Source organism: Sphingobacterium sp. SGR-19 (assembly GCF_011043555.1).
GTDB lineage: Bacteria > Bacteroidota > Bacteroidia > Sphingobacteriales > Sphingobacteriaceae > Sphingobacterium.
On record NZ_JAAKGS010000008.1, the window covers coordinates 155161 to 169764 of the forward strand.

8 protein-coding genes are annotated in these 14604 nt (G+C 43.2%); 7 read left to right on the top strand and 1 reads right to left on the bottom strand.

The annotated features are described in order from the left end of the window. Positions 1-101 precede the first annotated feature (101 nt). The 7 genes from G5B43_RS15040 to G5B43_RS15070 all read left to right on the top strand — a co-directional run bounded on the left by G5B43_RS15040 (position 102) and on the right by G5B43_RS15070 (position 11432). Positions 102-1295 (top strand): FecR family protein, encoded by a 1194-nt coding sequence (locus tag G5B43_RS15040; protein ID WP_165295623.1) that lies wholly within the window; start codon positions 102-104, stop codon positions 1293-1295. Between the two features lie 205 nt (positions 1296-1500). Further along, entirely contained in the window at positions 1501-4884 is a 3384-nt protein-coding gene (locus tag G5B43_RS15045; protein WP_165295624.1) for a TonB-dependent receptor, read from the top strand. A gap of 13 nt (positions 4885-4897) precedes the next feature. Further along, positions 4898-6643 (top strand): RagB/SusD family nutrient uptake outer membrane protein, encoded by a 1746-nt coding sequence (locus tag G5B43_RS15050; RefSeq protein ID WP_165295625.1) that lies wholly within the window; start codon positions 4898-4900, stop codon positions 6641-6643. A gap of 97 nt (positions 6644-6740) precedes the next feature. Continuing rightward, a complete protein-coding gene (locus G5B43_RS15055) occupies positions 6741-7361 on the top strand; it encodes an SGNH/GDSL hydrolase family protein (protein WP_165295626.1) in 621 nt (206 codons plus the stop codon). A gap of 5 nt (positions 7362-7366) precedes the next feature. Beyond that, positions 7367-9013, top strand: coding sequence for an FAD-dependent oxidoreductase (locus G5B43_RS15060; RefSeq protein WP_165295627.1), 1647 nt, complete (start codon positions 7367-7369; stop codon positions 9011-9013). Positions 9014-9062: 49 nt separating this feature from the next. Then, positions 9063-9596, top strand: a complete 534-nt coding sequence (locus G5B43_RS15065) for a gluconate 2-dehydrogenase subunit 3 family protein (protein ID WP_206367377.1) — start codon at positions 9063-9065, stop codon at positions 9594-9596. 117 nt (positions 9597-9713) lie between these two features. Further along, on the top strand, positions 9714-11432 hold the full coding sequence (locus G5B43_RS15070; RefSeq protein WP_165295628.1) for a GMC oxidoreductase: 1719 nt from the start codon (positions 9714-9716) through the stop codon (positions 11430-11432). 28 nt (positions 11433-11460) lie between these two features. Here G5B43_RS15070 and G5B43_RS15075 read toward each other — a convergent pair whose 3' ends face one another. Continuing rightward, a complete protein-coding gene (locus tag G5B43_RS15075) occupies positions 11461-14604 on the bottom strand; it encodes a two-component regulator propeller domain-containing protein (protein WP_165295629.1) in 3144 nt (1047 codons plus the stop codon).

The window sequence follows — 14604 nt, forward strand, 5'->3', positions numbered from 1 at the left end:
TTTTTATTGCTGATTACCAGTATGTTGTAAAATATATCCTATTCTTCTTGCTTGCTTTTAACATTTGAGGTGTAATGTATAAAGTTAGCCGAAATATTATAATGGGTAAGAGCCAATACGATATCGAAGTATTATGTAGAAAATATATAGACCGTTCTATTTCTGAGGAGGAGTTGAAGGATATGCTGGATTATTTCAAAGACTATGGTATACCGGAGGCATTTGATCATCTTTTGCATAAAGAGTTCTCGAACACGATCGCGCATAATCCATCCGGGGAAGTAGAGGGCCTGACCGATAAAGTAAAATTAAAGTTGAAGAAACATATATCATCAAAAAAGAAATCGGATTTATATCGTTGGCTTCCTTATGTTGCTGCTGTATTTATAGTCGGCATGATCGGAGTTTCTTGGCTTATCTTCACGCCGAAATTGGATGACGCTGTTGTATCTGAAATAGAAATTATGCCGGGCGGAAATAAAGCAACGATAACACTGGCCGACGGCAGGATACTCACCTTGGACGAAAGTCGCGATGGTATTGTCGTAGAGGGACAAGAAATCACGTATAATGACGGAACATCCACTGTTTTAGCGTTGGAATCATCTTCCCCTCAAATGTTGACCCTAAGTACACCTCGCGGAGGAACCTATAAAGTTACACTGGCCGACGGAACAACGGTGTGGTTAAACGCCGAATCAACGCTAAAATATCCTACTCATTTCGCTAAAGGAGAGCGCGTCGTAGAATTGGAAGGAGAGGCTTATTTCGATGTAAAACGTGTACAAACTGATAACTCGGCTGTGCGCTTTAAACCATTTAAAGTCGTTAGCGCCAACCAAACGATTACCGTTTTAGGTACGGAGTTTAATATTTCGGCTTATCACGATGAAGAGGAAACGAAGACCACCTTGGTAGATGGTAAAGTTCGTGTCGAAACACGTCGATCTGCTGAAGAGATGACACTTCTTCCAGGTGAACAGGGAAAGAATGGGAAAAATGGACTAGAAAAAAATAAAGTGGATGTATACGATTATATAGACTGGAAGAACGGCGAATTTGTATTCCGTAACGAGACTGCAAAAGAAGTATTGCAACGCATAGCACGCTGGTATGATATTGCGATTGATTATAGGGGCTATGTGCCTTCTGATGAGGTTTTCTCGGGTAGTATTTCGCGGAATAGTAATCTACAGACCGTCTTGAACATTTTGCGAGAAGCAGGCGATGTTACATTTGAAGTCAAAGATCGGACGGTTGCCGTCCGTAACAAGGTTAAAAATGCAATCCAATAAACCCTAAAAACAGCTTATGTTATGATTTAGCGACGAGATGAACAAAAAAACCGAAAGTGCGACCAACACTTTCGGCAATATCTGCCAGGCAGAAATGTTCAGGACAACTTATGAAGCTATAGATATTCAATTGAACCAAACAGTATTGTAAATGTACGAAAAAATTATGTCCACCCTTAGCTGGGTGTTAAAAAAACAGGTGCTTATGCGCATTCAATTTACGCTCACCATTATCATCTTTTTTGTGATGCAAGTAGGGGCAAACAGTGTAGCACAACACATTGTTACACTGGAGCGGGAAGGTATTTCCCTCAAAGATGTCTTCAAGGAAATCAAGAAGCAAACCGACCTCACCGTTTTTTATTCGGCGAAGCGACTGAATGATTCCCGTAAAGTCAACGCAAATTTTAAGAATGCCTCCTTGGAGGCCGTATTACGCGAATGTCTTCAGGGACTACCCCTGACGTATGTTATTATGGATAAAACCATCGTCTTGAAAGAGAAGGAAGCGAAAATACCAACACGTAATAACACGCAGTTAAATAACCGATCGGTAACTTCTGTTTCTCCGTCTCAACAGCATATTGTAACAGGTGTGGTTCGTGATGTCAGCGGAACGCCGCTAGCTGGAGTTTCTGTCTCAGTAACAGGAACGGCCTCTACCGTAGCCACATCCGAAAATGGTTCTTATCAAATCCTAGCGAAACCGGACGCAACCCTTGTGTTTTATTCGGTAGGTTTTGCACGTAGGGAAGAAAGTATTCGTGGTAGATCGGTGATTGATATAACCATGGAGCAAGAAATCAGTGATTTGGATGAAGTGGTGGTGGTGGGGTACGGCACGGTGAAGAAATCTGATCTGACAGGGGCTGTCAACGTAATCGATGAACAAACGATTCGTAATACGCCTGCCGCAAATATTGGAATGGCCTTGCAAGGGGCAGGGGCAGGCGTGAATATACAACGTAGCGGCGGGTCGACACATCCGGGACATACGCCTGAAATCCGTATTCGGGGAACGCGCTCTATAGCTGCCGGCAATGATCCACTTTTGGTTGTAGATGGCATTCCTTACGATTTAGGTATGATGAACAATATTGCACCAGACGATATCACTTCGGTTACTGTGCTTAAGGATGCTTCGTCAACAGCGATCTATGGTTCGCGTGGAGCCAATGGCGTTATACTGATGACGACCAAGCGTGGAGCAGAATCGGCAAAGGCTACCGTTACCTATAGTGGATATCTTGGGATCAACAAGCCATTAGGGTTTTATGATCTTATGAATTCGGAAGAGTATATGGAACTCCGGAAATGGGCCATGTACAATCGGTACAAAAATTCGGACAACTACACCGGTATCGACGATCCCAGGGTATTAGAAAGGGTATTTGAAGGGGGGCTTGACGGAGAAACGGAAGGTTATGAAAAGGGCGTATATACCGACTGGCAAAAGGAATTGTATGACAAGGATCCAGCAATCACCAATCATCAGATAGGCATAGCGGGTGGATCTAAAAATACCCAATATGCCGCATCATTGGGATATTATAAAGCGACGGGTATATACGACTTACAATCGATGGAACGCATAACCCAGAAATTATCTGTGGACCATACGATAAACAAATACTTGAAATTAGGGCTCAACACATTAAATACCTACTATATCAGCAAAGGGGAGAGCCTCAATCCCATGGGCGACGCCCTAAGACTGAGTCCATTGCTCACACCATTGATGGACGATGGATCAATACGGGAGAAAGTACATCCGAATGACCTGATGAGCAACCCGCTAATGGATCTGCGCGAGGGAGCTATCCAAGACGATCGCAAGCGATTATCGACATTTACAACGGGTTATCTGGAAGCAGACCTCACGCACGGCTTTAAGTACAGGCTCAATGCGGGTGTGCAGTTATCGCAGACCACTTTGCAACGCTATTATCAGCAGGGAACAAGCAAGCGTCGCCAGTCATCAAATTATGGCTATAACGAATCAGCTTCTCTTATAGACTATACCATTGAAAATCTTTTGACGTATGATAAAAAAGTAGAGAAGCATAATTTTAATGTTACGGCGTTGTTTAGTGCCGGAGAAAGGGAAGCACAAGATTTCGACCTGAACTATGAAAATGTACCGACCAATCAAGTAGGTTACTACAATCCGGGTACCGCTGAAAACCATAAAGGAGGTGGAAACTACAGCAAATGGAGCATGCTTTCTTACATGGGACGTCTTAATTATGATTATGACCAACGTTATTACCTGACGACGACACTTCGTGCTGATGGATCTTCACGTCTAGCTAAAGGGAATAAGTGGCATTATTTCCCTTCTGCCGCTGTAGCTTGGAACATCGGTAATGAAGAATTTATGAATAGCACCTCTTCTATATTGTCACAGTTGAAACTGCGTCTCAGTTATGGGGAAGTAGGTAACACCAACGTGGCTCCCTACGACACGCAGGGTAATATGAGCAGCAATAGGTATATCTTTGGGTCTCAAGGAGTACTTGGATATTATCCGACGGCCGCCTCCAACAGCGAACTAAAGTGGGAACGTACAGCCAGTTACAATGCGGGTATAGATTTTGGTTTTTTGGATAATCGGATTACCGGTTCGATGGAAGTGTACAAACAATACTCCAACAATTTGATGATGAGTTTCACTCCTCCTGCAACGAGTGGTGTCAGTACGGCAATCCCTTACAATGTAGGTAAAACAGAAAATGTAGGCTTTGAGACGAATGTCGGCATGCATGTTTTCAATGGCGACGGCAAGGATAAATTCCAGTGGACGACCGATTTAAATATCTACTTTAACCGGAATAAAGTCGTTCAACTTACGGAAGGAGCAGACCAACTGATTTCTGACAACCTCTTTGTCGGTCATCCGCTGGGATCTTTCTACGAATATGTAGGATTGGGTATCTGGCAAGATACGCCAGAAGACAGGGCGCTTGCCGAAAGCTTCGGACTTCAAACCTCGGGTGATGAATCCGTAATAGGAACAATTAAAGTGGACGACATCAGTGGACCCAATGGAGAACCCGATGGCATCATCAACGACTATGACCGGAAAGTATTGGGAAGTCATCAGGCTAACTTTGAAGGCGGATGGACAAACACACTAGCCTATAAGAATTTCGACTTAACAGTGGTTATGAATTTCCGACAGGGAGGTTTGCTGCGATCTGAACTGTATGGGGGAGGACAGAATTCCCTGATGGGAGGTTACTACAATAACCTAGACGTGGACTACTGGACGCCGGAAAAAACAGATGCGCGCTGGCCAGCCCCGAATAATAGGGTGCAGAGCATACTCTATAAAGGAACACTTACGTTATTCGATGCGTCATACCTTAAGATAAGGACACTGACTTTGGGTTATACGTTGCCCGATAAACTTCTTAGCTCAGTCGGTTTAAGTCGGGCTCGTATATACGCAACAGCGACAAATCCGTTTACCTTCTTCTCCGAATATGTAAACAAATACAAGGGGCTTGACCCCGAGACCAACCGGGTGATGAATACGGTAATTCCTCCCTCATGGCAAATGTTATTCGGTATCAATGTAACTTTCTAATTAAGACATGAACATGAAAAATATAATATGTTTATTAGCATGCCTTCCGTTACTTTTTGTTACGGGATGCGCTGATTTTCTGGAAGAAGAGAATCACTCGAAAATGACACCCGAATCGTTTAATACACCACAAGGGTTTGAACTTGGGTTGAACGGTGTATATGGCGGAATGAGAGCTTTTTACGGACCAATCAGCTCTATTCATATGTTAACTGTACCCGGCACGGATGAATTCTATAGCCGTGCTTCGGGCGATATTTATAATTTTGGAAATTATACAGCAAACTTCAAACCTAGTTCGGACTATATTTATTCCTATTGGAGATCGTCGTATACGTTGATTAATACGTGCAATGGTCTGGTACATTTTGGTGAAGACATGACGGGCATTACCGAAACTAAAAAAACAACCATGTTGGCAGAAGCCAGGTTCTTTAGGGCGTTGCTTTATTTCCGTTTGGTGCAATTTTTTGGCGATGTAACCTTGAACCGTACCTATAATGATGGAATTGTAAAAGAGGCTAAGCGTGACCCAATAGCCGATGTATACGACTTTGTTATCGAAGACCTGTTATATTGTACAACCTCTGGTAATTTGCCTGCCGGACCGAAAGATACCAGTCCGGGGCGTGTTACGCAGGCGTTAGCCCGCCATTTGTTGGCAAAAGTGTATCTTACACGAGGATGGAGTAGTGCATCCCAATCTACCGATTTCCAGAATGCATACGAAATAGCGACCGAACTGATTCAGGATAGCGGCCAAACAGGGGTTACACTTATGCCAAGATATGCAGATATCCATAAACCAGGCAATGAAAATAACCAGGAGATACTCTATAATGTACAGATGACAGATGATCCGATTTACGGTGTGCCGCAAGCAGATGCGAACATCAATCATCTGAGCCATGTTTTTGTCGGGGGTTATTTTAATTTCAATGGTAGCGGTAATGTTCAACAAATAGAAGATGGACGTGTGTACGCGCGATATCACGGAACGAGCTGGCTATATAATGAAGCTTTCGGCGATATAGACAAAGACTCGCGCTATTATGCTACTTTCCAAAGCGAGTGGACGGCCCCAGTTGATTTTCAGAATAAAACACAGGAATTTTATGTGGGCAATAACAAGTATGCTGCCGTTAGAAATGGAACAAAAGGAGACCTTGCAGGTTATCTTCCTGGTAAAAATATGACCAAAGAGGAAATAGAGGCGGCGAATTACTATATACTTACGCCCGAAAACTACACCGATCCATCGTTTCCCACCATGAAGAAGTTTCTAGATCCAAATCGTGCGAGTCTCTCGTTCGACTCGCAACGTTCAATCATCGTATATCGTTTGGCCGAAACATACCTTATAGCTGCTGAGGCCGCTTTTAAACTCGGTAATAATTCTACCAGCAATGGTGCGGCTTATTACATTAACGAACTTCGCAAAAGAGCTGCCTCGACAGAAGAATATGTGGATGACCTAATGATTACGGCCGCCGATATAACTATTGATTATATCCTGGATGAAAGAACACGCGAGCTTTGTGGAGAACAGTTACGCTGGCTCGACCTCGTTCGTACACAAAAATTGGTTGATCGCGTGCGGAAGCATGGGTTCTTCACTACAAAATGGACAAATCACACCCTTCCTAAAGATAATATACAGGATTTCCATGTGTTACGACCCATTCCGCAGAAGCAAATCGAGTCGGTCATTGCAGGAGATCCGTATCCGCAACAGCCTGATGGGTGGGATAATTTGTAATAATAGAGATGATGTTAAAAACAAAAATAAATAGATGAAACTAATCGGGATAATTTGCAGTCTGCTGCTATCTCTTTCTGCTTTTTGTCAATCTCGCATGATAGAACAATTGAAAAAAGGTAAAGCACAACATATCGTCGTGTATGGCACCAGTCTGTCCAGTGGAGGAAACGGAAAGGCATGGATGGATGTGGTTTCAGCATGTATAGAAGACCGGTTTGGTAACAACCTCGTCAGCTATACGCTTGCTGGTAAGGGCGGAATGTGGTCGGTTTGGGGCGTAAAAAATTTCGAAGATAGTGTCATTGCCAAAAAGCCGGATGCCGTGTTTATAGAATTCGGTATGAACGACGCGTTTAAAGAATACGGGACATCGGTTGCGCTTGCTAAATTGAATCTGGAATATATGATTGACCGCGTACGGCTTTATAGCGATTCCTGTGACATCTTTTTACAGGTGATGAATATGCCTATAGGAAAATCTGCTACTTTTAGACCCGATCTATCCGCGTATTATGCGATGTATCGGGACGTTGCGCGGGAGAAAGGGGTTATGCTTATTGACCATTACGCCAATTGGCAGACTATCCTAGATCAGGGAGAGGAGACTTTCAGGCAATACGTTCCGGATGGCTTACATCCCAATAAGAAGGGAGGAGAAAAGGTCATCGCACCGAAGATATTAGAATTTTTAAACTTAAGTGTAAAAGATAAATAGAAAGCATGAGGAAAACACTATTGGCTGTGGTTATCATAGGACTGCTTGTTTCTTGTAACCGATCGCGTTCAAATGAATATCAGGCAGACCTGATTATCTACGGTGGTACATCAGCCGCCATCACGGCGGCTGTACAGGCTAAGCAGTCCGGAAAAACGGTGATTGTCGTATCACCGGACAAACACTTGGGCGGACTATCGTCGGGTGGGCTAGGGTTTACGGATACAGGCGATAAATCGGTCATCGGAGGGTTGGCACGTGATTTCTATCATCGTGTGTATCAACACTATCAAGATAGCAGCGCATGGCGTTGGCAAGCGCGGTCGGAATATGGTAATAAAGGGCAAGGAACCCCCGCCATAGATGGTAATGAGCGTACGATGTGGATATTCGAACCTCACGTAGCTGAACAGGTATTCGAGGATTATGTAAAGGAATACGGACTAGAGGTCTGGCGTGATGAGTGGTTGGACAGAGAGAATGGTGTGGTGAAGGAAGGAGATCGTATCGTCTCTATAACGACGCTCAGTGGAAAAACATTTAAAGGAAAGATGTTTATCGACGCGACTTACGAGGGGGATTTGATGGCTGCTGCAGGTGTGAGCTACCATGTTGGACGCGAGGCAAATAGTGTATATGGAGAGAAATGGAATGGGATACAGACGGGTGTGTTACACCACGACCATTGGTTTAAGAGCGACATTAGCCCGTATGTAATACCGGATGATCGCACGAGCGGACTCCTATATGGGGTTTCAGCAGAAGATCCGGGTATCTATGGAGAGGGCGATCATCGTTTGCAGGCTTATTGCTTCCGGATGTGTTTAAGTAATCATCCAGATAATCGTGTGCCTTTTCCGAAACCGGCTAATTATAAACCGGAGAACTACGAGCTACTCGCCCGGGTGTTCGCATCGGGATGGCGGGAAACTTTTCGGAAGTTTGATTCCGTGCCTAACCGTAAAACGGATACGAATAATCATGGCCCCTTTAGCACCGACTTCATCGGCATGAATTACGATTATCCGGAAGCGAGTTACGAGCGGCGTAGAGAGATCATAAAAGAACATGAAGAATATCAAAAAGGACTGCTATATTTCATGGCAAACGATCCGAAAATACCGTCCGATGTGCGGAAAGAAATGGCGCAATGGGGATTGGCGAGAGATGAATTTACCGACAACGGCAACTGGCCACATCAGCTCTATATCAGAGAGGCCCGTCGGATGGTGGGGCAGCACGTCATGACAGAACATGATACGTTTAGCGAAAGTGAGATTGCTGATCCTGTGGGAATGGGGTCTTATGCCCTTGATTCGCATAATGTACAACGGTATGTAAAGGCCGACGGTTATGTCCAGAATGAGGGCGACATCGGTGTGAAACCAAAAAAAGGCCCTTATAAAATATCGTATGGTTCCCTGGTGCCTCAAAAAGAAGAGTGTACAAACTTACTGGTTCCAGTATGTGTTTCGAGTTCCCATATCGCTTTTGGAAGTATCCGTATGGAACCTGTGTTCATGATATTAGGACAAAGTGCGGCTTTAGCGGCGTCTTTGGCTATTGACAACGGCACCGGAGTCCAGGATGTTTCTTACGAGGCGCTTGAAAAGTTACTGGTAGAAAATAAACAGGTATTGTCAAAACCATAATCATTATATTTACGCTTTGGAGCTATCCAACATTAGATTTTTAAAACGCATGAATGTAGACGTGATCAATAGAAGAGCCGCAATTCGTAGATTGTTATTCATCGCTGGGGGAACACTGTTACTCCCTGCTTGTTATCGCCAATCAGGCAAAACTACGATTGAATTAAATCATCTGGTAATAGAGGAGGAACAGGAGGACTTACTGGCTGAATTGGTAGAAACGATTATTCCATCTTCTGATACACCAGGAGGAAAGGAATTGTTATTGCACCTTTTCGTTTTAAAAATGGTCGATGATTGCCATAGTCCGGAAGATCAAGAAGCTTTTATTACAGGATTGAGCACTTTTTCTACCTACTCACGCGAGCTAATGGGACAAGATTTTATGAAATTGGCAGTCGATAAGCGTCTTGTTTTCTTAGAATCGTTGAAAGAAGTAGAAAACGAGGAAGTAAAGCGGTTTTATGGGATTACCAAGCGTCGAACTATACAGGGATATACGAATTCGAAATACGTGATGACAGACTTGAAAAAATATGAGCTTGTCCCTGGAAGATATAACGGCTATTTTAAAATGACCTGATCGCTCAGCGGTCAGGGATTAGTTTTGGTGCTCCCCTGAAAATATACGAAATTTTTAGAGGCGAAAGCGCGGCTATAGCGGAGATTAAAAAGAAAATTAGAGAGAATACGTAAAAGAATGGCAAACTTAAATATAGATAGTGTGAAGACACGCACATTTGATGCGATTGTCATTGGTTCGGGAGCAAGTGGCGGATGGGCGGCAAAGGAGTTTACCGAAAAAGGTCTGAAGACACTCGTTCTTGAGCGAGGACGAGACGTCGTCCATGTTAAAGACTATCCGACAACGAACTTATATCCATATGAACTTGAGCACCGGAACGAAATAACCTATGCGGATAAACAAGCGAATCCTATTGCTAATAGGTGTTATGCATATAGAGAGGATACAAAGCATTTCTTTGTGAAAGACGAGGAGCATCCCTATATTCAGGAAAAAGATTTTGATTGGATAAGAGGGTATCAGGTAGGTGGAAAATCACTGCTTTGGGCAAGACAAACACAGCGTTGGAGTGCCTATGATTTTGAAGGACCTGCTCGTGATGGTTTTGCCATAGATTGGCCTATCCGATATCAGGATATCGATCCCTGGTATAGTTATGTAGAGCGTTTTGTCGGTATTGCCGGTAACAAAGATGGGTTATATACGTTGCCGGATGGCGACTTTTTACCTGGTTATCCTTTGAATGCTGTAGAGGACTATTTTCGCCAATCGGTTCATAAAAATTTTAAAGGCAGACATGTAATCAGTGCACGATGCGCCCACCTTTCGGAACCACAACCTATCCATATTCAGCAGGGGCGTGTAAAGTGTCAGAACCGGGTGTTGTGCCAGCGCGGCTGTCCCTTTGGAGGCTATTTCAGTAGCAATGCGTCTACGATTCCGTGGGCGCAGAAGACGGGAAACTTAACATTGCGTCCACATTCTGTTGTGCATTCTATATTATATGATCAGGAATCTGGGAAGGCTAACGGTGTAAAAGTCATTGATACCGAATCGCTGGAAGAAATAGATTTTTTTGCCAACGTGATTTTTGTCAACGCTTCAGCATTGAACACAAACTTGATCCTGCTTAATTCAAAGTCTGATCGTTTTCCGGAGGGCTTAGGAAACGACAACGGACTAATGGGCAAGTACATTGCTTTTCACAATTACACAGCGCGGATCAGCGCAGAATACGATGGCTTGCTGGAATACCGGACCGATGGACGGAATCCCGCTGGCGGTGGGTACATTCCGAACTTCCGTAATGTTGACCGTCAGGAAACAGATTTTTTGCGGGGATGGGCGGCAACATTTGGTGCTGGCCGTTCACCGATCCGGGATACCGATGGGGTAGGAGATGGACTCAAAAAGGAATTGCTCCATGATTCCAAATGGAGTAATTGGCGAGTCCATTCCCACATGATGGGAGAGACCATCCCGAAAGAAGAAAACCGGGTTTGGCTCGATACTGGTAAAACAGATAAATGGGGTATACCGCTCCTGCATATTGATGTCGACTATGCGGAGGATGACTGGCTGCGTCGAAAAGATTACTATCAGCAGATGACAAGCATGTTTGAGGCAGCGGGATTTACGAATATCCGGACACAGGATGACGGACGTAGGCCGGGCAATGATATCCACGAGATGGGGGGGGTCCGAATGGGACACGATCCCAAAACATCGCTGTTGAATAAATGGAACCAATTGCACCTCTGCAAAAATGTTTACGTCACGGATGGTGCGTGTATGACCTCGACAGCTACACAAAACCCGACATTAACGTATATGGCACTTACAGCAAGGGCGGTTGATCATGCGGTAAAATCACTGAAAAGCGGTGAACTGTAGGTGGGGCAAATAATTAAACGCCATGCATTTAAAAGGGGGTAGTTATTTGTTCCTCCTCTTGCAGTGGTAACGTGAGTATAAAGATGTTTGCGCCTTCTTCTACACACATGTAGAGTGTGCCGCCATGAAGCTCAGCGAGTGATCTGGCAAGTGACAGACCCAAACCTGTGCCTTCAGCCTTACCAATATGTGTCGCCGATCTATGGAAGGGTTTGAAGATGTCTTCCATATCCTCCGATGGAACCAGACTTCCATTATTCCGGAATGTGATATTCAGCTGCTTGTTGGCTACTACTTCCGTTGATATATGGATATAGTCCTGGGTATACTTTATTGCATTGCTTAATAAGTTGGATACAATTTTGGAAACCGTTTCTTTGTCGAGTATTAATGGCTCCGGCGCACTTAAATGCCAGAATATTTTAATGCCTTTGTAATGGATGAGTGTAATATTATCCGAAACGATTTCCTTTAGAAGTTGATTGATATTCACGGATGTAAAATATAATTTAAAACTATCCGATTCCATTTTTCTGAAATCCAACAATTGATTGGTCATTAAGACCAATTTATTGGTGTTTCGTTCTATTGTGTGCAACCACTTGAGTAACGGCGACTGTTCATCTATTCTAAACATGATCTTTCGTAATGGCGCTTTTATTAACATAAGAGGTGTTTTAATGTCGTGTGCGATATTGGTAAAGAAATCGATCTTCGCTTTGTATAGTACCCTTTCCCGATGAATTTTAAGTGCTTCGAGACGCTTTCTATTTTTCTCCTTTACGTTTCTATCATAAGACCAGATGATAAATCCAATAAAGGATAGTAGCGCCAACGCATACAGTATGTGGGCAATCGGTGATCGCCAAATAGACGGGTGAATAGTAATGTTTAGCGCTTTTTCAACGGAAAGCGGAGTGCCATCGATTTCTGTCAATTGTACACGAAGCGTGTATTTGCCTGCCGGCACCTGTGTGAAATAAGCGGTATTACTGTTCTTCAGCGTAATCCAATTTTTATCATATCCATCAAGCTTATATCGATATACCTTTGATTGTGGTGAGAGGAACGTCATAGCGGCAAACTCGATACTGAAAGTCGATTGATCGTGTTCTAGGTTAAGAGAATGCGTATAGGCAATAGCCCTACTTAAAATAGTATTGGGGTTGGATGCTAGTACTTCTTTGTGTTGTACATGCAAACTGGTAAAATAAATAGGAATTTGTTGAGGAGTAGAATGGTGTTGAATAAGCTTAGGGTTGAATCTGATCATCCCTCCCGTCGCGCCAAAATAGATATATTTATTCGTGTCTTCAAATACCGAGTTGTAATTAAATTGTAGCCCGATTACGCCTCTTTCTTTGTTATATATTTGCATGCTACCGGTTTTTGTATGATAGCTGACAAGTCCATGTGATGTCGATATCCATAGGGTGTTAAAAGCATCTTCGGTAAACGCTAGGATTTGGTTGCTGGGTAGGCCTTGAGCTGTGGTGATCCTGGTGAAATTGTCATTATTTTCGTTCAAAACAGCAATACCATTTTCTGTGGCTACCCATATTGCTCCTGTTGAGAGTTCACGAATATGGTTTACCCTGTTGCTATTTAACGAATGCGGCTGTTGCGTGTTATGGGTATATATGCGCGTTTGATCAACTGCGGGATCATATTTAAAAAGTCCATCCCGCCAGGTACCAAACCAGATGTTGCCTTGTGAATCTTCAAAAATGGTTGTATAAAAAATATAATGGGGAACTTTTTCAAAAACGCTGAAAGTCCGGGTTTGGAGGTTAAAAATATGGAGGCCTCGCCCTGTCGCCAGATAAATGATACCCGCTCGTGTTTTATATATATAATAGATAAAATTATTACCTAAAGTTCCACCTGTATTATGGCTATCGTAATGTGCTATTACCTCTCGTCGCCGGACATCAAATAAATCCAGCCCTTTGTCAAAAGTGCCGATTAATAAAGTGTCGCCTATCAATAACAAGCCATGGATATTGTCATGAGATAGTCCGTCTGCAGCCCCGTAGTGTTTAAAAGTACCAAGATCTGGATTCCAGCAACTGATCCCTTTATCTTCAGTGCCTATCCAAATATTTCCGTACTGATCCTCAACCATCTCTCGTACAGCATATCCGAGAATAGACGGTTTTTGGTTTCGGGGAAATATTTTTTCAAATAAATCCAGCTGGGGATGATAGTAATTTAAACCGCCAAAATAAGTGCCTGCCCATAATCCTCCTTCGTGATCTTGACATAAGGTATATACGGCGTTGTCTGAAAGGCTCCAAGGATTGTCATGTTCGTGATAGAGTCTTTGGGTGATGCCTGTTTTCGTATTGTATATAAATATTCCCGATTCGGTGGCTACCCAATATTCTTGATTGATGTGGAGGATATCCCGAACGAAAAGATTATTGTTTTCGGCATTCGTCTCTAGAATATGCTCAACAGATAGATCATGTGGTGAAATGCGTAATAATCCATGGTTTCTTGTCCCCACTAAAATATAACCTTGTTGATCCGTATAAAGTTGCTGAACCCAGATATCTTTTGTACCGAGTGCTTCATTTAGATTAAGAGACTGTCGGCTGTGAACACAGGTCAATAAGCCTAGGTGACTGGCGTACCACGCTTTGCCATCTGCATCTATCGTGAGTGCAGAAACAAAAAAATCTCCTGGTTCGGTCAATTGCTGCAGTTGATTGGATACAGGTGTATAACGATATAAAGTGAGATTGGCAACAAACCATATTTGTTCTTTGTTGTCTGTCCGGATAGATAAAACTTCACCACGTATATTGTCCCGGAAAATCTGGAATTGTTCTTTTTCTTTGTCAAAAATATAAATTCCCTGATCGGTCCCTACCCAGATTGTGTGATCTCTATACACTAAAAGCTGTCGGATGAAGTTGCTCTCCAATCCATTCTGTACAGCAGGGTCGCTCTGGTAAACTTTGAACTGGTTGCCATCAAACCGATTTAAACCGTTTTTGCTTCCGAACCATAGAAAACCATCGTCGTCTTGTACAGCACATGAGATGAAGTTGTTCGATAATCCTTGATCTACCTGATAATGATTGAAGTAATATTGCTGGCCGTACACCGGTGAAAAGTGCAACAAGCTGATGAAAAACAGAACGATATATTTTTGGGTATCCGACAT

Bases quoted from the DNA above. Each gene is read 5' to 3' on its own strand.
- G5B43_RS15040 (WP_165295623.1), top strand. From the start codon at position 102: ATGGGTAAGAGCCAATACGATATCGAAGTATTATGTAGAAAATATATA.
- G5B43_RS15045 (WP_165295624.1), top strand. From the start codon at position 1,501: ATGCGCATTCAATTTACGCTCACCATTATCATCTTTTTTGTGATGCAA.
- G5B43_RS15050 (WP_165295625.1), top strand. From the start codon at position 4,898: ATGAAAAATATAATATGTTTATTAGCATGCCTTCCGTTACTTTTTGTT.
- G5B43_RS15055 (WP_165295626.1), top strand. From the start codon at position 6,741: ATGATAGAACAATTGAAAAAAGGTAAAGCACAACATATCGTCGTGTAT.
- G5B43_RS15060 (WP_165295627.1), top strand. From the start codon at position 7,367: ATGAGGAAAACACTATTGGCTGTGGTTATCATAGGACTGCTTGTTTCT.
- G5B43_RS15065 (WP_206367377.1), top strand. From the start codon at position 9,063: ATGAATGTAGACGTGATCAATAGAAGAGCCGCAATTCGTAGATTGTTA.
- G5B43_RS15070 (WP_165295628.1), top strand. From the start codon at position 9,714: ATGGCAAACTTAAATATAGATAGTGTGAAGACACGCACATTTGATGCG.
- G5B43_RS15075 (WP_165295629.1), bottom strand. From the start codon at position 14,604: ATGTCGGATACCCAAAAATATATCGTTCTGTTTTTCATCAGCTTGTTG.